Origin of the sequence: Dyadobacter fanqingshengii (genome assembly GCF_023822005.2) — a bacterium.
GTDB classification, from domain to species: domain Bacteria; phylum Bacteroidota; class Bacteroidia; order Cytophagales; family Spirosomataceae; genus Dyadobacter; species Dyadobacter fanqingshengii.
On the sequence record NZ_CP098806.1, the window covers coordinates 1,996,594 to 2,019,898 of the forward strand.

The 23,305-nt window shown below is 47.7% G+C and carries 14 protein-coding genes; 1 reads left to right on the top strand and 13 read right to left on the bottom strand.

Annotation, left to right across the window (positions count from 1 at the left end; all coding sequences use genetic code 11):
• Positions 1 to 6: 6 nt before the first annotated feature.
• The 11 genes from NFI81_RS08100 to NFI81_RS08150 all read right to left on the bottom strand — a co-directional run bounded on the left by NFI81_RS08100 (position 7) and on the right by NFI81_RS08150 (position 20,742).
• On the bottom strand, positions 7 to 894 hold the full coding sequence (locus NFI81_RS08100) for a sugar phosphate isomerase/epimerase family protein (RefSeq protein WP_234613009.1): 888 nt from the start codon (positions 892 to 894) through the stop codon (positions 7 to 9).
• Positions 891 to 1,991, bottom strand: coding sequence for a sialidase family protein (locus tag NFI81_RS08105; RefSeq protein WP_234613008.1), 1,101 nt, complete (start codon positions 1,989 to 1,991; stop codon positions 891 to 893). Before NFI81_RS08105 ends, NFI81_RS08100 begins: the two co-directional genes overlap by 4 nt.
• On the bottom strand, positions 1,988 to 3,538 hold the full coding sequence (locus tag NFI81_RS08110) for an MGH1-like glycoside hydrolase domain-containing protein (RefSeq protein WP_234613007.1): 1,551 nt from the start codon (positions 3,536 to 3,538) through the stop codon (positions 1,988 to 1,990). Before NFI81_RS08110 ends, NFI81_RS08105 begins: the two co-directional genes overlap by 4 nt.
• A gap of 2 nt (positions 3,539 to 3,540) precedes the next feature.
• The gene (locus NFI81_RS08115) at positions 3,541 to 6,591 is read right to left on the bottom strand and encodes a DUF6298 domain-containing protein (RefSeq protein ID WP_234613006.1); all 3,051 of its coding nucleotides are present in this window, start codon (positions 6,589 to 6,591) and stop codon (positions 3,541 to 3,543) included.
• Between the two features lie 109 nt (positions 6,592 to 6,700).
• Entirely contained in the window at positions 6,701 to 8,398 is a 1,698-nt protein-coding gene (locus NFI81_RS08120; protein WP_234613005.1) for a pectate lyase family protein, read from the bottom strand.
• 83 nt (positions 8,399 to 8,481) lie between these two features.
• Entirely contained in the window at positions 8,482 to 10,236 is a 1,755-nt protein-coding gene (locus tag NFI81_RS08125) for a RagB/SusD family nutrient uptake outer membrane protein (protein WP_234613004.1), read from the bottom strand.
• An 11-nt stretch (positions 10,237 to 10,247) separates the two neighbouring features.
• Positions 10,248 to 13,376, bottom strand: coding sequence for a SusC/RagA family TonB-linked outer membrane protein (locus tag NFI81_RS08130; protein WP_234613003.1), 3,129 nt, complete (start codon positions 13,374 to 13,376; stop codon positions 10,248 to 10,250).
• 354 nt (positions 13,377 to 13,730) lie between these two features.
• Positions 13,731 to 15,515, bottom strand: coding sequence for a RagB/SusD family nutrient uptake outer membrane protein (locus NFI81_RS08135; RefSeq protein WP_234613002.1), 1,785 nt, complete (start codon positions 15,513 to 15,515; stop codon positions 13,731 to 13,733).
• A gap of 21 nt (positions 15,516 to 15,536) precedes the next feature.
• On the bottom strand, positions 15,537 to 19,019 hold the full coding sequence (locus NFI81_RS08140) for a TonB-dependent receptor (protein WP_234613001.1): 3,483 nt from the start codon (positions 19,017 to 19,019) through the stop codon (positions 15,537 to 15,539).
• A 48-nt stretch (positions 19,020 to 19,067) separates the two neighbouring features.
• On the bottom strand, positions 19,068 to 20,054 hold the full coding sequence (locus NFI81_RS08145; RefSeq protein WP_234613000.1) for a FecR family protein: 987 nt from the start codon (positions 20,052 to 20,054) through the stop codon (positions 19,068 to 19,070).
• A 106-nt stretch (positions 20,055 to 20,160) separates the two neighbouring features.
• On the bottom strand, positions 20,161 to 20,742 hold the full coding sequence (locus NFI81_RS08150) for an RNA polymerase sigma-70 factor (RefSeq protein ID WP_234612998.1): 582 nt from the start codon (positions 20,740 to 20,742) through the stop codon (positions 20,161 to 20,163).
• 100 nt (positions 20,743 to 20,842) lie between these two features.
• On the opposite strand from NFI81_RS08150, the gene NFI81_RS08155 reads away from it, so the two are divergent.
• Entirely contained in the window at positions 20,843 to 22,168 is a 1,326-nt protein-coding gene (locus NFI81_RS08155; protein ID WP_234612996.1) for a glucuronyl esterase domain-containing protein, read from the top strand.
• A 12-nt stretch (positions 22,169 to 22,180) separates the two neighbouring features.
• Here NFI81_RS08155 and NFI81_RS08160 read toward each other — a convergent pair whose 3' ends face one another.
• Positions 22,181 to 22,534, bottom strand: coding sequence for a hypothetical protein (locus NFI81_RS08160; RefSeq protein ID WP_234612995.1), 354 nt, complete (start codon positions 22,532 to 22,534; stop codon positions 22,181 to 22,183).
• A 12-nt stretch (positions 22,535 to 22,546) separates the two neighbouring features.
• A complete protein-coding gene (locus NFI81_RS08165; protein ID WP_234612994.1) occupies positions 22,547 to 23,212 on the bottom strand; it encodes a dihydrodipicolinate reductase C-terminal domain-containing protein in 666 nt (221 codons plus the stop codon).
• Between the last annotated feature and the right edge of the window lie 93 nt (positions 23,213 to 23,305).

A 23,305-nucleotide genomic window follows, 5' to 3' on the forward strand; every position in this document is an offset into this window, starting at 1 on the left:
CGTTAGTTATGCGTTTTGAAAAACAGATTTCATGAATGTGGTGTTAGCGCCAAAATTCCCTTTGACGTCCTGCGGTTTTGATGCGTCTCGCGAGCGTTCGATCACCAGCCAGCCTTTCCAGCCCATTTTATCCAATGTGGCCTTCACTTTTTTCATATCCAGTCGCGTGTTTTTTTCAAGCCAAACGCCATCCTTATCCGTACAGTGGATCTGGCAAATGCGGTTTTTGCCCAAAATCTGCAACTCTTCGCTCACATCCCGACCGGCTTCCAACGCATTGGAAAAATTGAAATAAATCTGAATCGCCTTCGAGCCGACTTCATTCAACAGCTTCACTTCGTCCTCCGCACTGAGTGCCGTTTCAATGCCGATCACCACGCCCGCTTTTTCAGCCATCGGCGCGATCCGTTTCAGTCGTTCTATAATTTGAGGCCTCAATTCAGGATTTTTCACCAAGTCGCCTTGCACGCCCATGGGAAGAAAAGCAGTTTTAATGTCCATCTGCTTCATAGTTTCAATGCAATCGCCGATTGTTTTTTCAATCCCGTCCCGTTTAGCGAATGATTGGGAATAAAATCCAGTCATGGCCAGCGAGCAGATTTCAAGATTTAGCTCTTTTGCTTTATCCAGATATTGCTTCCTGACCTCAGGATCAACCAGTTTGTTATCAAATGTGGGCCGATTGCCCAATCCACCCATATCCACCTCCAAACCATCCGCTCCGATTTCCTTAGCCAATGGTAAAGCGCTCAATTTCTGTCGTTTCAGGATCATCAGATCAATGACTGCAATTTTATAACGCTGCTTTTTGCCCTTCGCCAGCAGCATCGGTGCAAATGGCAAAAAGACGCCGGACAATGTTGCTAGTACGAGAAATTTGCGTCGTTCCATCATTTGCTGCTCACATTTGATAACGGCCATTTTCCTTCGCTAATGGCTTTTCCCTTCAATTTAGAGGGATCAATTTTCACATATTTGAGGCGCTCGCGGCGCCAGGTGTATACAATGTGTACCATACCGTCATCAGACTGAATAACAGAAGGATACGAATACTGACTGATGGGCGAATCTTCCAGAACCAGCGCTGCTTCCCAATTTTTGCCATCTTTCGAAATCGCCACATTCAAAGGCGTCCGTGGCCCTTTTGCTTCTGTTCCCGGAGGCAGAACGTGGTTATAAACCAGTAATTGACGGCCATCTTTCAATGTTACCGCATCCGTTCCCGAATTGTTGTTGGGCAAATTCGACTCCTTCATTTCAGACCAAGTTTTCCCGCTGTCTTTCGACCAGGATTCAACAATGGCGCGATTTCGGCTGCGGCATAGGACTTGCAAATCACCATTGGCATGTATCAAAATGCTGGGCTGGATTGCATTAATGGTTTTTCCATCGTTAATAGGCCCTACTTTCCGCCACGTTTTGCCAAAGTCGGGTGTTACTTCGAAATGAACGCGCCACCCATCTTTTCCTTCCGTGCTCGATGGACACCATAGTTCTCCATTGGCAAGCAAAACGGGCTTGTTTTTGATAGGACCTAGAAACCCCTCCTGCAATGCGGTTGGTTTCGACCAGCTTTTTCCGTTGTCCCTGGACGTGATCAGGAATCCCTTCCATCCAGCAACATTGGGGCCTACTTTGTAAAAAAGCATCAGTTCGCCTTTTGGAACCTGATACAAGACCGGATTCCAGCATGCATAACGCAATGTGTCGTTCACAATACCATTTGCAACTTCCACTGGTGCTGTCCATTTGCCACTTTCGAGGCGGCTTACCCAGATTCCGACGTCGGGATTGCGCTCTTTTGTTCCTCCGAAAAAGGCGCTTACGAGCCCGTCAGGCGTTTCCGCGATGGTGGACGCGTGGCTTTCGGGGAAAGAGGTTTTTTCGAAAATAAAGTCGTCGGTGACGATGCCGTCCTTAAAAATTTGGGCCTTCGCGATGCCTGTGAGGCATAGTAGGAATGCGGCGATGGGAATTAGGTGTTTTTTCATATTTGTTTAATCAATAATCTTTCGATTTTTTCTGATGAGCCTGCTTTTTTACCGTTAACCAAAACTTGCAATCCTCTTCCTTTTTTGTAATGATTCCCATCTTCATCCCATATGATCGTCAATACGTTGCCATGATAAAGCACATTATCCAGACAAAACCAATCCCACTTTTCCTGCGGGATCAACGGGTTGATTTCAATGGTGTCGTCTTCCCTCGGTCGAAGCCCAACCAGACCAGAAATAATGAGGTCGTTGAATGTAGAATGATTGTAATATCTGCTCCTTTCCTGATCGCCTTTGAGCCAGTAACCCGTCGTTTCATCCAGATATTCGCCGATATAGGGCTTCCCACGGTAATATTGCGACTCCACATATAGCTCCATTAATCTGAAATAAGTGGTGTCTGTCAAAGTTTTGTTCTCGCTGGCATTCATCCGGTTGGCCATTCCGGTTAATGTTTGCGAAGTGGCAAATGGCCAGACTGCACCGTCCCATTCGCATTTGCAACAGCCATGCGTGCGGAAATCCGGGTGCCTCCGCTCTGCGGTTGTGAGCCCGAATGGCGCGCGAAAACCCTTAGGATCAATTACTTGCTGCCAGGCTTCATCGTGCTTTTCATTGGGTAAATTAAAATACCACGGAATATAACCAATCGCCTCCCGGACGCCAGCAAATGCTCCGCTGCCACCCTTTTTCACTGTTTCAAAAAACCCGGTTTCAGGGTTCCAGAGCTTTTCTATGATCAGTTTTTTCAAAGTGTCTGCCTTTGACTGATAAAAGCCTTTGGTGGCGGAATCCCCTTTCAAATGTGCGATCTGAGCGATTGCCTTTGCATTTCCATACATGTAACTGTTAATAGTCGGCCTTGCATTTTGCTCTCTCCGGCCGCCGCTGAGCGACTCTTCCATGCCGTCTTTTACATCCGTTTGCCAAAAAAGCCCGGAAACCGTGCGGCGGTCTTTTTCCCAAGCCTGATATTCCGATTGCAGATCCGGCAGCATGTCCAGCACAAATGCTTTGTTCCGATTCACCTTATAGCGATTATAAAGCGCATCGGCCGTCCAGCTGCTGAATGTGAGCAATTTTTTCATCCTGCCGCCTTCATTTCCTCGAAACCACACATGCACATAATCGTCCAGATACTGCTGGTTATGCAGCCAGCGGCCCTCGTATATGTGATGTCCGAGTGCGCAGCTGATCATGTTATACTTGTCTGCGTAATTGCGGTCGCCCAGAAATTCAGTGATAATAAAGCCTTGCGGGGTCTTGTGAATGTGTTTCCGGAATGTCCACCAGCGGTAATAATAGATCTCCTGAAAATTATCCTGCGGACAGTCGAACAGCGGAATGTTGGCTTTCATCCAGTCCCAGGACTGCGCATTAGGAATCGCATTGACCTTATTTTCATCCTCCATCCGGTTGAAATGCTCCACATGATGCCTGTAATGCTCCGCTTTCAGCACGGCCGGGCCAATGCTGTGCTTTGAACACGCACTCATTCCGATCAAGATAATCAACAATAAATAGATCTGGTTCTTTGTGTGCATGATCATTTTTTAGTTATCCAAAAAACCACCGGACCAGCCGTTGCTTGCGCCGTCTGGCCTATTTTAATTGATTTCCCTCCCTTAATGTTATCTGTTTTTCCTATCCATTTTCCTGTCGTCGGATCAATGCGCCGCAGGAGGAAATTGCCTTTAAAACCGCTTAGATCCAGATTAAAGCTTGTAGCGGTTTCTTTATAAATAATGGCCCCATATTCCGTATTAAACAACCTGTATCCATCCGAAGAATCTGGCTTCATCTTTGAAACATCATTTAAAAAACCATCAGAAATTCGTGGAATTGCACTGATGGATCCGCCAGCCAGAAAGACGGCCCATGCATTTGAATCATAATTTCCTGCTGAGTAAAGCACTGCTTTTTCAGGATATTTCCAACGGTAATCCAGTACTGCTTTATAAATCGAATGGAAGGAAATTTTGCCAGTCTTCTGCAACCTGGCGTGTTGTCTGGGCGCCAGATTTTTGCCGCCTTCCGGTGCGTAAAATGTGCCGTCTTCGCGTAAATGCCAGTAACGAATGTCAATGATGTCCACGATTTTGGCATAACCAGGCTCGGCCAGAATTGCGTCTTGCACATCCTTCGTTGTGCTCAGCGCGACCAATGCATTTTTGCCCGTTTCTTTTTCCCAGTCAGCAATCACATCCAGCCAGAATTTGACGAAATGCAGCGGCCCCGTGTATTCAGCACCGATAAATTGAATGACGCCGCTTTGATCGGCGAAATTTTCGAGGCATTTGCGAATGTATGCGGTGTGAATGGCCCTGCGCTGGGGATTTTCAATGTCGTAAAATTGCTCTGCCATAAAAATCCGCTTATCACCCGCGTAAGGTGGCGGCTCCGGAAAGCCGGTTGCATTGATATTGTTGGCGGAACGCCAGGGGAAATCAGCATAATGCGCGCCTGCTTCCAGAATGTTATGCTGAAAATAGTTTTGATGATAAAGCACCAGTCCTTTTTGGTCAGCCAGTTGTACAAACTCTTTAAGTCGTGTCCAATACCATGCATTGTATTTCGAAAGATCATATTTGCTGAGCTTGTCCCATGCCGTTTCTTTACCGCTTCTGGCGAACGGTTGTTCGTAAAATGGGGGCCATACTTCGCTGTCAATGCGCCGGATGCGCTCGTGATCGTCACGGCGGCGGTCGTACCAGAGGCCATAATTATGATCCAGCACTGTTATATTTTTAGCCAATAGTGAGTCCGTCATGGCTTCGGGAATGTCGGTCAAACCAGCGCCGGATCGCCCGGGAACGAACCGGGTTATATGCGGTTTAGCTTGCGCCACATCGTGCGGACGAATGCTTCCGCGCCACCAGGGAACCTCCTGACGGTTTCCGGTAACAACCTGTTCTCCGCGTACCAGCCATCCATTTTGGATGGTTAACGGTGGTAGATTTTGCTTTTTTATCGGAGTTTTTATTCCAATTTCATCAATGGTTTTAACATTGCCGGCAATTACAGGAATGGGGTTTCGGTCTTTCGCTGAATCGATCCAGTCGGCAAGTGATGCTGCGGAAACATTGGATTTCGCTGTCAGCTCTGCTGCCTGCTGAATGCTTGGGCTGCTGGACGCTTCGGATTCTTTTGGCATTAGGGCAGCATTGGAAAGTGCCTCGTTCCCAATCCGTTCCGATAGTTGTGTAAAATACAAACTGCGCGGCTTGATGTGCTCATTGACATTCTCCCAAAACCCATCCCCCGCAAATTCAGCCCAGATCCCGAATGCAAAATTGGTTACCCCCGGCGGACTGACATTTTCTACCCGCGACGCCGAACATTGCCACATAACACTGTTAGCCGCAGTCCAGCCCGCTCCCTGGCCATCCTGGCCGCGATTTTTGAAGCTTAATGCCTGACCATCGACAACCACATTATCAAACAAAACACCGGAAGCCCAGCTATCCGCCGTTCCACTGAACCCAAACGGCTGAACCGACTCGCACTGCACAAATGCATTAGGTCCGGCAGCGCGGTAACCCGTGGTAAAATCATGAAAACCATTTTCAGCATAGCACCTTTGAAAAAGCGTAAGCTGCCCTTGTGTGTAAAATGTATTCCGCCGCTGCCCCGCAATTTCAGAAACAGGCATCAGCGACTTACAATCCTCGACCGTAACCTGGGAAGCTGTTTCAAAAAGCGCGACGGCCGATCCGGCGAGGCCTTTGAAATGCACTTGCCTCACCCACGCATTCTCTACATTTTCCATTCTTACCCCCATCCAGCGATGTTCTTCGTCTTTCAGGTTTGTGCTATCGAATGTGGATTCAATGCAAAGGTTTTCAATGCCAACCTGGCTTATGCGGCCCGGCCAGTCATATTTTGTGATGAATCCACCGCCATATTTTTTGTCCAAAGCCGTTGTGAGCGGCGCATTAATGGTGATCTGGTTTCGGGAAATGGCTGTAATGGTGCGGTCCCAAACAATATCCCGCTGCCCGGGTTTCCAGCCAAGCCAGCCGGTTTCGCCACCAAACTCCTCCATTTTGAGTAACCGTATCCAAGCTTTCGTGGATGGACGCCGGATCTGAATCCGGTCGCCCGTTTTAAAATCAGCAGCATTTACTACATTAAAAGTCAATGCATTAACCGGCACGTATTCATCATTAACTTCACCAAGATTCCCTATTTCAGGATCATTTGAACCTAACACGGTTAAGATCGTTTCCCGTGAAAGCCCTGCGCCGACCAATGTTGTTTTGTTGTCTACTGTCCCATTCCCGCGTATTATAATGCCGGATTTTCTGATAAAAAGCCCTCCCAATATCGTATGCTCGCCTTTTTCGAGCAACACAGCTCCACGAAACCCGTCTTTTTCCGGCGGTAAAGAACCCACATAATCAATGGCTGACTGAATGCGTAAAGTTGCATCGCCCACCTTTGCCGGCACGACGACTTTGATCGGGACATCAGGAATTTGCTTATTACCAGCCATATAGCCTGCATAGGAGAAGTCTACAATGCGGTTGCCCAGCGAATCCGGGGCGTAATGCAGTTTCCCATCTTCTCCCATCGCAACGGGAGATGGTAATTTCATTTTTTTCTGGCCAATGGCACCATTAGGCATAAACAAATACAACCCCGTCATAGACAGGATTGTATTCCAAACAATCACCTTTTTTATGCAGTCCTTAACCTTCAAAATCTTATTTTTTGTTAGACGGTTCCTTTAATGAAGCCAGCGTATCGTGGTTATTCTTAGGGTCTTTCCAATTTGTTTTCTTTTTCGGATCAATGCCATTGATGAATTTTTCAATGTTGGCATAACCGTCCCCGCTCATGTCTTTTTGTGCATCCGAAGCATCATTTGGGTTGAGACTGTATTTTACTTCCCAATCATCCGGCATGCCATCGTCGTCCGAATCTTTGTATGGCGTTCCTTTGTATTCGGGATAGCCGCCTACTTGCGAAATGTCTGTGATAATGCCGTTTTTGTAAGAATCGATAGGCAAGCGGCGGTGTTCAAATTGAGTTTTAGGCAAAGTAACACCATCGATCGGATTGATCTTCCCTGTCCTGACCTGTGTCGTCACTCGCGTATCCACCGGATCGCGTTTGGGCAACGTTGCGCCAGCGTTAGAGAGCACGTAATCGAATGATTCTTTGGCACTCATAATCGGGAATTGGGGCATCGGCAATGGTTGGTCCCACTTCATCTTATCCCTGTATTTCCCAGTATTGGGCAGTTCTTCAACCTGCACTCCGCCATTCCAGTTGTCCTTCGTGACCGCGTCAAAACCCTCCATAATATTGCCATGCACATAGGCGCGGCCGTAAACCTGGTAACCTAACTTGCTTCTGCCAGCTTCGGGCTTCACGATCCTGTGACCAATTGGCGAATCCTTCGGCGTCTGCGGACCAGGTTTGAAATAGTTGTTGATAATGTTATACATCGCGCGGTAATCGCCGCCATCAATGGAGCGGTGCACCCAGTTGAAAACCACGTTATTAGTAAAATTAAAAATCCCAAACCATCCGATGGAAGGATTTCTACCAGCGTTATTAGCCCATAAATTGCGCATAAACGTACAATTCTCTCCACCCAGCGTGCTGCCGAACGAGTGGTTCCAGGTATCAAGCGTTTCAGAAAAGATTGAATTCTGAATCGTAATGTTCACGGTTGGAAGCTTCTGTTCAGCAACGCCGGTGCTGTCGTTGTACATGTGACGATACATAGACATATTCTCATCTAAACCCCAGCTCGCGGAAACATGGTCGATCATAATGTTACCAATCGGGTTGCCACCGATGGAATCGTCGCGACGGCCCACGAATGTCTCACCGCGGCGGAACCGCATATGCCGGATCACAACATCGTGCGTATTGATCCAAACCGTTTCACCCGCCACACAAACGCCGTCGCCCGGTGCAGTCTGCCCGGCAATGGTAATGTAGGGAGCGCGGATAATGAGCGGTGTTTTAAGTTTAATTATCCCTGCTACATTGAAAACGATGATGCGCGCACCACCCTGTTCGCAAGCGTCACGCAATGTCCCGAGCCCGCTATCCGCCAGACTTTTCACCACATAAACCTTACCACCCCGACCGCCAAAACTATAAGCGCCACCGCCCTCTGCACCCGGAAAAGCCGGAATATCCGACTGCGGAAGATCCACCGGCCTGGCCGCCCAGGGAATGTAAGGTTTGCCATTTTTCGCCTCCTGCTCAATGATAGGCCAAGCCTTCTGCCAGGCAATCTCCGATTTCCACATCGCAGCCTTCAACAGCGAATCACTGGTTTTTTGCGCCGCTGCGGGGATTTTGGGATATTGAGCGTAGGCGGCGGGTGTTAGCAGCGTTAGGGCGGTTAGGATTTGGAATGGGAGTTGTTTTAGTGATATCATGTTTGTTATCGTTGGTTTTGCTTTTTGGGTTGTTGGCGGTCGTTGTGCTAGCACTTCGACCACCCGGCGCTCCGCTTATGGGCTTACCTCAGCGGATCAAACGTCCCAGAAGGCCAGCCGATGTTTTGTTCCAGTTTTGCGTTGTTTGTTAGTGCTGTGCTTGGGATGGCGAAAAAGTAATATTCCGGCAGCCAGTTGATCACGTATTTCGTGTCCAGTTCTTTGGGGACGATTTCCATGTAATTGCGGTAAACCGAATCCAGGCTCATGCCGTCACGTCGCGCTGCGAAATCTTCGGGCGATATGGCTGAGGTTTTCAGATTGATCGTCACGCCCGTCCTGCGTTTGCCGTTTAGCTTGGTTTCAAACTGTTTCCAGCGCCGGAGGTCCCAGAAGCGTTTTCCTTCGAAGGCGAGCTCTATCTGTCTTTCGCGCAAGAGCGCCTGGAACATTTGTGCACGGGTCATTTTTGGGGTCAGGCCGAAAAAACCGTCGGCTCCCGGGTCGATGCCGGCTCTTTTCCTGATCTCTTTTAGTTGCGTGTAGGCCTCGTCAAGCTTGTTGATCCCGCAGGCTGCTTCTGCGAAATTGAGCATTACTTCGGCAAAACGCATTTCTATCCAGTCGGTTCCGCTGTTAGCGACCGCGCCGGTTGGTAAGTTTGGATCGATGGCTTTGCGGACGTAGAAGCCGCTCACCGTGGCTTTTTGTTCTACGGTTTTGTTGTTTACAAAATAGGTCCAGAGTTTGTAATTGGTGTTGCCGTTAATGTGCCAGGTGGCGCCGTTGTAGGCAATGGTGTTCTCAAATCTTGGATCGCGGTTTTTGTAAAATAGCTTCGGATCATAGCCTGAACCTTTTTCTTCAATATTTTTACCATTTTTCATGGGGAACGCTTGCGCTATTTCCCAGGTCGGCTGGTTGGAACCGCTTCCCGTTCCCAGATAAGATGGGCGCGTGTTGTTATCCCAGGTTTGATTTTTATTGATTTGATCCCCCACTTTATTGTTGTAGCACGTAACCCACACAGCCTCGGGATTGTTTGCCTCGGTAAACCACAGATCTTTAAAACTTTGATGTAGTCCAAAACCATTCGCTTTCAGCAAGTCAATGGCTTGTTTGTTAGCATCATAAGCAGCTTGCCAGCGTTCGGGAAGATCGTTTGGGTTGAATTGCGGGCTTGCATAATGCAGTAAGATCCTGCCTTTGAAACCAGCCGCAGCGCCGCTCGTGATCCGGCCCCAGTCATTTGAATCGTTCCATTTGCCGGGCAGGTTTTCAATGCTGAAATTGAGGTCGGTAACAATTTGCTGAATGCTTTCAGATGTGCTGCTTCTGGGAATAGCGGCCTGCTCTTTTTCTTCTTCTCCTATCGCGCCAAGCGGTTCCAGCACCAGCGGAACGCCACCATAAAGTTGCACAAGATCAAAGTAACGGTAAGCGCGGAAGAATGAAACCTGCGCCATCAATTGCTTTTTGTAACCTTCACTAAGTGCACTGGAAGGCATTTTTACCAAAAACTGATTGATAGAGCGGATCTTCCCATAATTATTGGTCGCACTCACAGAAGTCCCGAAATCGGCGACGGTGTTAACCTGGACAGTCCCTTCGAAAAAACGCGTTTCGCCTGAAATTTCGTCGGTTGCTTTCAGGAAATCACCAGTTGGCCATACGGGCAGATTTTGGTCATAAACATAATCCACATAGCCTCTCGCAAGCAGCGTATCATTAAAAACCTGCTCTTCGTTGAATGCCGAAAGGTCTGTTTTGTCGAGCACTTTTTCGCAGCCCGAAGCAATTAAAACAGCTGTCAATAAAAAAATATGTTGCAGTTTCATTTCAGTCAGTTTTAAAGAGTAAGATTTAATCCCAATGACCACGTTTTCATCAGCGGATACACATTATATGCGCCTACCGAGCCTTTATAATCGTACGGATTGTAGAAATTGAACGGGTTCATCGCCACTCCGATAATCTTCAATCCGCTCACGCCCAGCCTCTTTGAAATATTTTGTCCAATGCTATAAGACAAATTCATACTGCGCATGCGGAAAACAAATGCATCCCTGAACCAGAATGACGACGCAACTGAATAAGTATCATCATAATAAGGGTCCGGATAAGCAGCATCCGGGTTTTCAGGTGTGTAATGATCGGCCCAGAAAACAGGGCGGGAAACGTCCACGGCTGCTTTTTTGCGTGCATCTCCATCCACCATACCCTGACCACCAAATGATCCGGCCGTCACCACATCGAGCTTGAATCCTTTGTAACCAATGCCAAGAGAGAACCCGAAGTTGTAGTGATTGTTCTCCTTATTGGTTAGATAATCCATGTCGTCTTCGGTAATCTTGCCATCGGGCGCTTCATAGCTGCCATCCGTCTGGCGCGGCCCGCGGATGTCTTTGTAATAAAGCATGCCCGGCATCGGCGCCCTGCCGAAGATCGTGTAATCGTTATTTTGTTCAAGAAACTGGTCCACTTCGCCCTGTGAACGAAACATGCCCAGGTAATGATAGCCCATAATTCCCCTGTCGCCCGAAAGGCCGGTCGGATCTTGCCAGGTTCCAATGTTGGTAGGCGCCACGTCCACGAGTATGTTGCGGTTATCGTTCCAGGCCAGGAAACCATTGATATTATAATCAATACTCTTGCCGATTTTGCTGCTCCAACCGGTTGAGAATTCAAATCCAAAAGAATTAATGGTCTCGTAATTTTCTGATGGCATCACCGAACCAATGGTCAGCGGGACAGAAGAGGATAACGTGGTAAGCAGATTATAGCCGTGGTCATGGAAGAAATCGAAACCGGTTGTAAGCCTGCTGTTCAGGAACGATGCATCGAGGCCGATGTTTTTCTTGGTAACATCATCCCAGCGGCCAAAATAGTTGGGCAGTTTTTCAAGCTTTATACCAACCGTCCGGTCGCTGTTTCCTCCGAAAACGGCTCCATTGGAAGCCTGGGGCGTGTAACGTTGCAGCCACTGCCAGTTTGCCGTACGGTCGCCACCCAGAAATCCGATGGAAGCGCGTAGTTTCAGAAAGTTGATGAAGCTGAGTTTTTCTTTAAATAAATTCTCCTCCGACAAAACCCAGCCAGCCGAAACCTGCGGGAATGTGCCCCAGCGATATTCGGGAGCAAACTTGGTGGAGGCGTCGCGGCGGAAGGATAATTCGAGCAAATAGCGCTCTGCAAAACTATAATTCAGCCTGCCGACATAAGAAAGAATGCCGCTTTCATTCGCAGTGTTAGGACCGATATCCTTGGCCCCAAGCGCGGACATTAAATAGTCATTGCCGCCTTCAAAAATGCCTTCTTTAAATGTGGCAATGCTTTCCGAGTAAATTTCCGATTGCTCTACCAATGCCAGGGCGCTGATGGAATGTCTGCCGAAATCGCGTGCATAACTCAGGTTCACATTCATTTGGTAAGACTCTGAGAAGCCTGGATTAAATCTTAGCCGGTCGCCATTGTTTAGCCTGGTGGGCGCATTGGGCGTACCGCCGTAAATGTGCCGGTTTTCACCCTGCATAGCAAAGCCGTACGTTTTATAATATGTACCAAACTGTTTTCCCCAATCATTGCCGAGGTTTTTGTTGTAAACCCCGCGTACTTTAAGACCTTGAACAAAAGGCACATTGTATTCCAGATACGCATTAATGTTGAGCACGACATTTCTGGCGCGGGTATAGTTATTAAGTTTTTGTGCTTCGAAAAAGTGGAAACCGGTTGAGTTGGAGCCGCCTGGAAGCAAAACAGGCAGTCCGTTTACATATGGCGGTATAAATTGGGGTGTATTCAGAAGATTTGTTACATCCTTCTCTACATTCTCTCCGCCCTGTTTGAGGTAAAATAATTTATTATCAGACAAGTTACCGCTCACGCCCAATCCCACTTTCAGGTTTTTGGTGATCTTGACATCGCTGCTCGCGCGGAAATTCCATTTCTTGTAACTAATGTTGTCGACGTTTCCGTTCTGTGCAAAATACGTTGCCCCGGCAAAGAATGTAGCCCGATCCGTTCCCCCGCTGATATTGAGTGCATGCCTGGTGTTGAATGATGGTTTCCAGGCCATATCAAACCAGTCGTAATTGTTATTTCTGAAATGGTCGAGCTCGTCCGGTGAGTAGAATTCCGGGTCGTTTGCTGCCAGTCCTCTGGTTTTGTTAAAATCGTTCAGGTAAGTGGCTAGCTGTACGCCGTTCATCATTTTGGAGCGGTCTGTTGCTTCCGACATACCAAAAGTTGTTGTGTAATTCACCTGCGGTTTGCCCGCTTTCCCGCGTTTGGTGCGCACGACAACTACGCCCAATGCTGCCCTGGCTCCATACACAGCCGCAGCTCCATCTTTTAAAATAGACAAGTTTTCAATTTCCGATGCATCCAGCAGCTGAAAATCTGCTTCCGTACGAATTACATCATCGATAATAAACAGGGGTGAATTGCTGCCGCCATCTTTTGAAGCTTTTGTAGGATTACGGATCACAATGGACGCCGGGGTGCCGGGCCGCGCTGAACCTCCGCTTACCGAAACGCCCGGCAGCTTTCCAACCAATGCGGATGAAATGTCGCCTACGGGCAGCTCATCCAGCTCGTTCATTTTTACAGTTGCTATGGCACCCGTCAAGTGCGACCGCTTTTGCTCACCATAACCCACCACGACCACATCTTCCAGCGCCTTCACATCCGGCTCCAAAGCAACTTCCAAAGAGGAGCGATTGCCAATCTCAATGGTTTGCTTCATAAATCCTACGTAGCTGATAATGATCGATTTACCGTCTGCCGGGACGTTAAGCGAAAACTTACCTGCTACATCCGTTGTGGTTCCCTGGGTTGTTCCCGCAATGAGAACGGAAACGCCTGCCATTGGCTCTTTGGAGGCTGCATCGGTCACGACACCCTTTAACTGGCGGTTCTGCGCAGTGCCGGATAAGGACATGGCCAAAAGAAATAGAAAAAGTAGAAAAGCCCTTGCCATATTCATCGAATGATTTAAAATATAACTATTTCAATACAACTTCGATTATCCATTGATAAAGTACAATAGAAACCCTGTTCAAGTCTATTTAGACCGAATGTGTTAAGCAAGACAATTTTCGATTTTATTTCTGCACACGTTACCGGGAACGATTGCGAAGGCGAAAAGCAAATGTTCGAAATTAATCGAAAGTGTTAAAATGACACAATGTGGTATAATGCAAAATATCCAAAGAAGACAAAAAGCGTCGTTCATAAATTGTACTATTTCCTTATCATGGATTTTTGGGTTGAACAAAAAAAGCCCGGCCTGCTTTTTCAGCAAACCGGGCCATTTGTTTTGGAATCTAAAAACTTAATAACCAGGATTTTGTACGATCTTTTTGTTTTGGTCGATCACGGGCTGCGGGATCGGGTTCATGTACATTTTCTTGGTAAAAACGTGCGGATGGTTTAATCCTACAACTTCGTAAACCCATTTGCCTTTATTGTCGGCAGGCGATGAGTTTGTGATTTTCATGCCGTGGAAATCTTTGTTCATGACGTCCTCGGCGATCACCCAGCGGATAATGTCATAGAATCGCTTAGTTTCAAAACACAGCTCTACCCGCCGTTCGCGACGGATGGCCTGGCGCATGGTGTCCTTGGTCAGGCCAGCGGCAAGCTCCGGCAAATTGGATCTCTTGCGGATTGCGTTGACGGCAGCATATACGGATGCGTCAGGACCGACAGCTTCATTTTGGGCTTCGGCATAATTTAGCAGCACTTCGGCATAACGATAGTAAACGAAGTTTTGCCCGCTCTGCGCACCCCCCCGCGGTTTCAATGGATTGATCTTCTTTTTGAAATAATAACCGGTATTACCCACGTCATCCGTTCCAAAATCGATCTGATTTTTAGAGGGCTTAACCTTATCTATCCGCGTGAAAATGGTGTCCACTTTTGCCATCCAATCCTGCTTGTAAGGGGCGCCATCGTACACAATAAAGTCGTAAAAACGTTTTTCGCGATTAACATAAGGCTTTTGCGGATCGTAGCCGGAAGACGGGTCCGTAATCGGCTTTCCATTGGCCATGGCAAACTGGTCGACCAATTCCTGTGTCGGACAATAGTTACCCCAGGTGTAATAGACGCCGTCTATCCAGACCGGGCCGCCATATTGCTCGTAGTTCGAGCCCATGATCACCGGCACAATCTGCCGGTCCCAGATGATCTCGGAATTGTACTCATTTTTTTCCCACCAAAGCGCAGAAACATCCGAAAACAGGGCATACTGCGTGCCAAATGTGTCCATAAACTTCTTATTGGTTGCAGCGGCTTTTTCCCAGCGCTTTGCATCGAAGTTTCCGAACGCGATCAATTTCTTAGGATCGGCGCCTGATGGCGGCGTGGCCGTGTTGAATGCCGGACTTGCCGCATACAATTCCAGCCAGCCTTTCAAAGCAAGCGCAGCGCCTAATGTGGCCCGGCCGGCATCCGCATCGCCGCCGTTGTATTTAGCTGGCAGCAACTTGTTGGTCACGATCTGATCCAGTTCCGTAGTAATGAAATTGAATGTTTCTTCAAATGTACTGCGCTCATTATAAAGTTCTTCTTCACTCATTTTATTACGGTCCAGCGTGGCCGTGATGATCGGCAGCCCGCCCAGGTGCATAAAAAGCTCACTGTAATAGTAGGCACGTAAAAACCGGACTTCATCGGTGCGCTTCTTGATGTAAGCCTCGGAAAAATTGGCCGCATTCTCGGTTATTTTTTCAAGAAACAGATTACACTTCCTGATTTTGGTAAAGCCCGCGCCCCAGGATGCATAATCGGTTGCATTGGCATTGGCATGGTCCATGGGCGTTCCCTGGTTCACAGCGGGGTCCACAATCCCTTGCCGCCAGCTGTATGATTTCCAGTAAAAACCGGCATCGTTGTCGTCGGTGAAATTATCCAGATTATCCGGCGAGTTCCATTTGTTTGAGAGCGCGCTGTAAATGTCGTTCAGGAATAGATCGGCATTTCCTTCGGACGCCCATTGAATGTCGTCGGTAAGCCTGCTTTTGATCTGATTTTCCAGAAAGTCTTCCTTACAGGACGTGGTCAGGCACATTCCGAGCGCTGCGGCAAAAACGATTTGTTTGATATTTTTCATCATGTTTTTATCAATTTTTTAAAATCAGAATGTCACATTTAGCCCGAAGACATACACTTTTTGATTCGGATAAGCCGTCTCACGATCCGTTGCGCCCACTTCCGGGTCCATAAACTTCATCTTGCTGGCTGTGAACAAGTTTTGTCCCGATGCATAAATCCGTACATTCTGGATCTTGATTGCTTTTGTGAGACTAACCGGAAGTGTGTAGCCGATTATGGCCGTTTTCAAGCGGATATGGTTCGTGTTCTGCATCCAGAAATCCGCCAGCTGCGTGTTATTGGCGTAAGGCGCCTGGGTTGCGCGCGGGTAACGGGCATCCTGCGTTTCGGGCGTCCAGCGGTTGTCGTAATATTCGTAGCTGGAATTGCTGTTGTTGTTATTGAACGGAATGGTCTGGAATTGGCGGATATCGAGGTCGGCCATGGAAGATCCCTGGAAGAACAGGTTTGCGTCAAAGCCTTTCCAGCTTGCTGTGGCATTTAATCCGTAAGTCAGGAAAGGGTAAACCGGGTTACCAATAACGGTTTCATCATTGGAATCGATTTTCCCGTCGGGCGTGCCGTTTGGCCCGCTGATATCGGCATAGCGAATGTCGCCCGGACGCAGCGTTCCGAATTGCGTAATGTTATAACCGTCCGCAGCATTGATCACCCCGTCATCATTGGTGTCGTCGTCGGTGCTGAAAATGCCCATTGTTTTGTAGCCAAACTGCGTTCCGAGCGGTCGGCCTGTGCGGCTGCGGTTGGGATTGTTCCGCGTGGCAGCCGTTTCGTAAACCTTGATCATTTTATTTTTGGCAAAGCTCACATTGGCATTAAGGCCCAGGCGCAATCCATTTGAAAGACGGTGATTTGTGCCTGCACTTACTTCAAAACCATTGTTTTCCATAATCCCGCCGTTCTCGTCCGCGAGCGCCAGGCCGTATTCCACAGGCACGCTTACCGCCGGAGGCAACAACATTCCCGTGCGTTTTTCATGGAAATAATCGGCTTCCAATGTCAGCATGCCACGCCAGAATGCGGCTTCAATTCCAATGTCGGTTTTCGTGGAAATTTCCCAGGTAATGTTTTGATTGGCCTCATTAGGAACAATTGCGCCCTGCACCATAGAACCTGTTCCGAATGCGTAGGCGTTGCCATTGAGGTTGTAGCCTGTCAGATATTGGAAAGCCGTACCAGCCAGGTTGCCTGATTTACCCCAAGATCCGCGCACTTTGAGGTTATCCACCCAGCTTACTGAATTTTTGAGAAAAGCTTCTTCCGAAACTACCCAACCCGCTGAGAATGCCGGGAAGTAACCCCATCTTTTACCAGGCGCAAAATAATAATGTCCGTCATAACGACCCGACGCTTCCAGCAAATATTTGCCTGCATAAGCATAGCCCACACGATACACATAACCGATCTGGCTGCCGGTCGACGACGTGCCGCCGTTGTCAAAATCGTTCTTGTTCGAACTTCCCATGTTCAGCTCATCCACGTCCACTGCGAAGTTGTTCCGGCGTGCCGAAAACAACTCGTAAGTATTGTTCCGGGCTTCCGCTACGAGTAATCCTGTGAAGTCGTGCTTGCCGAATGTATGGTGATAATTGAGGTAACCCTGATATGTAAACGTTTGGGTTTTGATAAACTGTTGCGCCAGCCAGGAGAATGCCGCCGCGCCACCTTCGGACGTGGAAATTTCCCGTTTGTAAGAGTAAGGCGTTGTGTTCAGGTCCTGGGTGTAATAGTAAAAGGGCTTGTGATATCCTTTTTTGGTTCGCGTCATGGGATCATAACTGAATGTTCCTTTTACACTCAGACCTTTGATGAAAGGCAACTTCTGCTCAATGGCGATCGTGGTCAGCAGTGTCGAGTTATTGTTTTTGGTATAACCCGCATTCAAAATGCCCACCGGCGAGTTTCCTGCAAATTCTCCCCACAAACCATTGCTGTAATAAAGGCTACGTGTAGGAATGTATTTGAAACCATTCCGGAACAGGTTCGCCGCTGAAACCGCCGTGTCCACCGAAGAAATGCGCTCCACTGCACCGATCAGCGAAAGGGAAACGGTTGTGGTTTTGGTTGCCTCGGCAGTAATGTTAATGTTATAGCTGTAACGCGAATATTTCACGGGGTCAAACATTCCGTTTTGTTTCAGAAATCCAAGACCGGTTTGATACTTGATACGATCCGATCCACCGCTGAGCTGCAATGCATAATTCTGCATGGGCGCATTCATGTTCACGAGTTCCTTGGTGTTGCTGATCGGATATTTGTCGGGGTCTTCGCGGTTCAGGTTGATGTAATTTTCAACGAGGTCTGTCGCAAATGGCAGCTGCGTTCCGGTTGGATTTTCGTTTAGATATGCCTCGTTTTTGAGCCGCATATAATCCTGTGCACTCAGCAGTTTGGGATAATAAGTCGGTGTTTGCGTTCCGTAGTAACTGCTCAATGTTAATGTTGGAGCGCCTGTTGCACCTTTTTTGGTGGTGATGAGCAAAACGCCATTGGCGCCGCCCAAACCGTAAGGCGCAACTGCCGCCGCATCTTTCAAAACAGTGACCGTCTCAATAGAACCCGGATCGATCTGGTTTACATTGTCCCGGATAATCCCGTCCACAACAACCAGCGGGCGGTTATTTCCCGTTGTTCCTATGCCCCGGATGTAGATCTGCGGGGAGTCATTGCCAGGCTGCCCGCCGTTAGGCCGCATGCTTACACCGGCCACTCTTCCTGCGATGGAGTTGGAAATGTTAGGAACCGGATTTTCCGCAATTTCGCTTCCTTTCACCGATGCAATGGAACCAGTTAATGTCGATTTCTTCTGCGTTCCATAACCTACAACCACCACTTCATCAAGCGCTTTTGTATCCAGAATCAAATCAACTTTTAGATCCGTAGCATTGCCAACAGTCACTTCCTGAGATAGATAGCCCACAAAGGAAAAGATCAGCACCGCATCGCCATCCGGAACATCCAGCTGAAAATTACCGGAAACGTCGGTTGTTGTTCCTCTCTGGGTTCCTTTTAAAATAATGCTAACACCCGGCAACGGCTCATTGGTTTCAGGCGTCTTGACCGTTCCTCTTACCGTAATGTCCGCCACCACCGGTGCTACATCCGGTTCTGCCGGGGCTTGCAGCAATGTGGTTTTTTTGGTTGACCTGGATAAAACGATCTGGTTGTTTTTGACGCGGTAGGCAATGGCCAGTGGCGTCAGTAGCTTGTCGAGCACCGCGTCGAGCTTTTCCTTGTTGGCATCAATGCTCACGATATGCTGCAAACTCACCAGGTTGCTCGAATAGGCGAATTTCACCTTCGTTTCATTCTCGATTTTTATCAATGCTTCATTTAAAGTCACATTCTTCAATTCCAGCGTCACCCCTTTGCTGAGGAGTTCCTGGGCTGGTGACTTATGCGCAAAGGCCATTGCCGAGCACAGGCCGATACATAATAATTGGTAGATCGTCAGTCGCATGATTTTGGGTAGCAATCCATGCCGTGGATGAAAAGGTTTTTTCATAAGTTTACATTGAATTGGTTAAAATGTTAGCAATAACTATCCTGCTGTTCAATCGCAGCCTTCGCCGCCAAACGTAATTTTATCTCCCTCCATCTGATAATTTGTTCCTAATAAAACATCGATCATATCCAGAATTTCGGGAAGCCGCTGGTTGTTGAAATCCACTTTCAACCGGCACTTTTTGATCTGCGGATCCTTGAATTCAATGTTGACCTTGAAAATTTTTCCCAACCGTTCTGCCACCTCGTCCATGGGCACTTCGTCGAAAACCAGCGAGACGCTTTGCCATATTTCCTTTGTTTCACGATTTTCCACCAATGTTTTCACTGTTAAAGCACTGCTGTTTTTGGCAAAAACCACTTGTTGCTTTGGCCGCAAAACCACCGGTTTTTTCTCTTTCACCGATTCCACCTCCACCACGCCCGTTACCACCGTAACCTGGCAAGTTGCTTCACCCGCATTCGCACGCACATTGAAACTGGTTCCCAAAACCCGGGTTTTCATTTCACCCGAAAATATCTCGAATGGATGCAGCTTGTCGGGCTTCACGTCGAAAAAACCTTCCCCGGAGAACCGAACCTTTCGCTCGTTGAAAGCCTTCCTATAGGATAATGTAGCGCCCGGACTCAGCCATACCGTGCTGCTGTCGGGCAGCGTGTACCGGGTTACTTTCTTTTCCTGATTACTAAAACTCACCCAATCAGAAACAGGCGTTTTCGTTTCAGAAACCGTTTTATTTGGTTTGGAATAGAAAAAATAAGCAATCCCTAAGCCTACAAATAACACAGCCGCAATACGAAGCGCGTATGTCCAGAACGTAGCCACCGGCGCCGGCTGCAAATGCATCTTTTCCTGCTCCGCAATATGCACCTGAATGCGGTTGTACAGATTTTCCTCTTCGGCGCCGGTCCAGAGTTCGGGATGTTCAGCGTCCAGACTCTGATACCAATCATTCACTTCCCGGCTTTCCGCTTCGCTGCATGAGCCGGTCAGGTATTTTCCTAATATTTCGGATGAAGGTTTAGGGTGCTTCATTAGGTGTAAGTTTTACACTTATTAAAAGGTTTCAATAGTACAGTCTATGAAATGCCCGCGCAACCCTTAGTCCGAATGTAAATTTTTTTTTAAAAAATAGGATAAGTCAAATTAATGGGAGGAAAAGCACGGCAAATGCGATGTAATCCTTCATTTCTACACGCAGGATTTTTAATGCTTTGCTGATATGCGCTTCAACGGTTTTCTCAGAAATTTCCATAGAGGCCGCAATTTCTTTGATGGAATAGCCTTTCCGGCTGAGGATAAAAACTTCACGGCACTTCTGCGGAAGTTTGAGCAGCGACTGCTCATAAAATTCATGAAGATTATTAAATTCCAGATATTCACTGGTATCATTATCAAGCACTTCGTCGTCATCCAGGAATGTGGTCGTTCTTTTTTTCTGCTCCTGATGAAAGTAATTGATAATGTTGTTTTTCAACATGCCATTCAGGTAAGCCTGGATGTTTTTCTGGATGTCAAACTTGTTCCTGCCCAGCCAGAATTTCACAAAAGTCTCCTGAACCAGATCTTCGGCGATAGATTTTAAGCCTGTCTTCCTTATAGCAATATGAACGAGGAGCCTGGCGTGCCGCCTGTACAGCTCGCGAAACGCCAATTCTTCATCACACTGACAAATCAGTTTCATCAATGTTTCTTCGGAATAAGTGCTGTACACGTGTGTCACCGCTTTTCAGGATTATGGAATGTGAAAATATCCAGGCTACATTACCGCAAAAGCATCCGTTGCATCTTATATAATGTTAAAAATGGTAAAAATTGATTCTATGCAAAGATCTGTAAAATCGCCGCTTCGCGCTTCTGCCAGAAAGTGGATAACCGGTTGCTTACTTTCCGCCGGTTACATCGCAGCCGCACAACAGCAAGCTGCGAATCGCCCGACTATGGTCGCTGGTTTTCCCGTCAATTATTCCGAGGATTCGGTGGGCACCTACACCCTCCCCGATCTGCTGAAAACCAATGACGGTCAGAAAGTGACGAGTGCGGAGGTTTGGACAAAAAAGCGGCGCCCGGAAATCGTGAAGCTGTTTGAAGAATCTCAGTTTGGTAAAATGCCCGGTCGACCGGCTGATATGCATTTTAATGTTTTCGATAAAGGAACGCCTGCATTCAATGGCAAAGCGACACGCAAACAGGTTACGGTTTATTTTACCAAAGACACATCAGACCATAAAATGAACCTGGTCATTTACGTTCCTGCCGCCGCCACCAAGCCCGTCCCTTTGCTGATGAACATTTCATTTATCGCTTATAATCAGCTCATTGACGATCCTGGGCTGATGATAGGCAATGTTTGGAATAAGGAAGGCCTGCGCGTGAAAGCGGATAAGCCGACCGCGTTTGGAAAAATGAATGTCGAGCAATTTATCGACGCCGGTTTCGGTTTTGCCACCGTGTATTATGGTGATATTGAACCTGATTTCAAAGACGGCATTAAGCACGGAATCAGGAGCCTTTATTTAAAACCGGGACAAACACAAACCGCTCCCGACGAATGGGGCGCCATTGCGGCCTGGGGCTGGGGGTTAAGCCGTGCCATGGATTATTTCGAAACGGATCAATCCATTGATAGCAAGCGTATTGCATTGCAAGGCGCTTCGCCATTGGGAAAAACGGTGCTTTGGGCAGGCGCGCACGACCCTAGATACAAAGTCATTATCGCCAGCATTTCCGGCGAAGGCGGCGCGGCGCTGAGCAGGCGGCATTATGGCGAAACGATCCAGCACATTTCTGATCCGAGCCGTTATTTATATCAATTTGCACCCAAATACCACGATTACGCGGCCAATGTGAGCAGCTTACCTGTTGACGGACACATGCTTGTGGCACTCATAGCACCCAGACCATTGCTTTTGCAAACGGGCAGCACCGATTACTGGTCTGATCCGAAGGGTGAGTTTTTGTCTGCCGTGGCGGCTGCTCCGGTTTACAAGTTGTTCAAAGAAAAAGGCCCTGAAACGACGGTTATGCCAGCTGCCGGTGACACTTCATTACTCCTGAACGAACTCGGGTATTTCATGCACGACGGCGGGCATAGCGTAATGCCGGGCGACTGGACGCACATTATTACCTATATGAAGAAATATTTGTAAAACCGCTTCGAATCATTGGGTATTCAATGCTCTTTTGATGAAACCGCCTAAAAAACTCGCGACAAATGTAAGGATCAGAGAGCCGTAAAGGCTGAAATTTTCGAGTTCTTGCTGCGCGGTATTTTCGGGCGATTCGGTGAATAAAAAATAGCCTGTTAAAATCAGGATACATTGTAATAATGCCAGAAACCATCCCTTACGCGGCTCAATAAATCCGAGAACGATCGCGGCTAACACGGCAACAATGTAAGGCAGATGAATGCTTTCGGCGTTCTTGATCACGACAACGACGAGCGCGCTGGCAAAAACAACTATAATAGCGCTTACGATCAGTTTTTTATCAAAAAATGGTGCTTTCGTACTCATTTATATTTTCGGCTATTGCATGAATTCCAGGATGTTATACCGCCGGTTTTCGAGATTTTTATTTAAAACAAGATCAATAATTTGCCGTACACCCGCCGCGTAGGACGCATGTCCGAGGACTTTTGTTTCGATGGTCAGAGCGTCGTTTCCATCCTGAATAACGATTTTATGGTAAGCATGTTTGCCAAGAAAATCATCCGGAATGGCGATTTCAGCGGATTGCGTTTCCTGATCTCTAACAGAAATTATCTGCTCAACAGGAAACCCAAGCGAGTTAGCAAGGTTATAAGCAGTTCCCGGCTCGGTCTGTTTCGCTGCCTGGTGTGACTCGGTAAGTGTAATGTTATAGTCTTTAAACTGTTTCCCAAACTGCCCCAGCATAGCCATGGTTTTGAGCATTAACATAGAAGTGTTCGGGCAAATGACAAGTGGAAAATCCGGTGTTAAATGCTCCGTTTCAAGCCCGGTCGAAAGCTCAATGAAAGTGGAAGCGGTTTGCTCACAGAACATTATGCATTCAGCAATCTGTCGCCCGGAACCGCAATGCAGGATGATTGCCTGCTCCGATGCATGTTGAAACGCACTTTCCCACGGAATGAGGTCACAGTTTTGAAATGTCGCTTTGGCGGACAGCATTGCACTTGCCAACTTACCCGAACCAACTACAAACACTTTCATTTCCTGCGACTTTTTTTACTTTGAGCTACACCATTGCCGGAACAATGAGCACATTATTCCGGCAACGAATATTCAGAAGAAATGGGCAAGAAT

What these genes read in the sequence shown, in the direction of transcription:
- NFI81_RS08100 (WP_234613009.1), bottom strand. Translation starts at nt 894, where the DNA reads ATGATGGAACGACGCAAATTTCTCGTACTAGCAACATTGTCCGGCGTC.
- NFI81_RS08105 (WP_234613008.1), bottom strand. Translation starts at nt 1,991, where the DNA reads ATGAAAAAACACCTAATTCCCATCGCCGCATTCCTACTATGCCTCACA.
- NFI81_RS08110 (WP_234613007.1), bottom strand. Translation starts at nt 3,538, where the DNA reads ATGCACACAAAGAACCAGATCTATTTATTGTTGATTATCTTGATCGGA.
- NFI81_RS08115 (WP_234613006.1), bottom strand. Translation starts at nt 6,591, where the DNA reads ATGAAATTACCATCTCCCGTTGCGATGGGAGAAGATGGGAAACTGCAT.
- NFI81_RS08120 (WP_234613005.1), bottom strand. Translation starts at nt 8,398, where the DNA reads ATGATATCACTAAAACAACTCCCATTCCAAATCCTAACCGCCCTAACG.
- NFI81_RS08125 (WP_234613004.1), bottom strand. Translation starts at nt 10,236, where the DNA reads ATGAAACTGCAACATATTTTTTTATTGACAGCTGTTTTAATTGCTTCG.
- NFI81_RS08130 (WP_234613003.1), bottom strand. Translation starts at nt 13,376, where the DNA reads ATGGCAAGGGCTTTTCTACTTTTTCTATTTCTTTTGGCCATGTCCTTA.
- NFI81_RS08135 (WP_234613002.1), bottom strand. Translation starts at nt 15,515, where the DNA reads ATGATGAAAAATATCAAACAAATCGTTTTTGCCGCAGCGCTCGGAATG.
- NFI81_RS08140 (WP_234613001.1), bottom strand. Translation starts at nt 19,019, where the DNA reads ATGAAAAAACCTTTTCATCCACGGCATGGATTGCTACCCAAAATCATG.
- NFI81_RS08145 (WP_234613000.1), bottom strand. Translation starts at nt 20,054, where the DNA reads ATGAAGCACCCTAAACCTTCATCCGAAATATTAGGAAAATACCTGACC.
- NFI81_RS08155 (WP_234612996.1), top strand. Translation starts at nt 20,843, where the DNA reads ATGCAAAGATCTGTAAAATCGCCGCTTCGCGCTTCTGCCAGAAAGTGG.
- NFI81_RS08160 (WP_234612995.1), bottom strand. Translation starts at nt 22,534, where the DNA reads ATGAGTACGAAAGCACCATTTTTTGATAAAAAACTGATCGTAAGCGCT.
- NFI81_RS08165 (WP_234612994.1), bottom strand. Translation starts at nt 23,212, where the DNA reads ATGAAAGTGTTTGTAGTTGGTTCGGGTAAGTTGGCAAGTGCAATGCTG.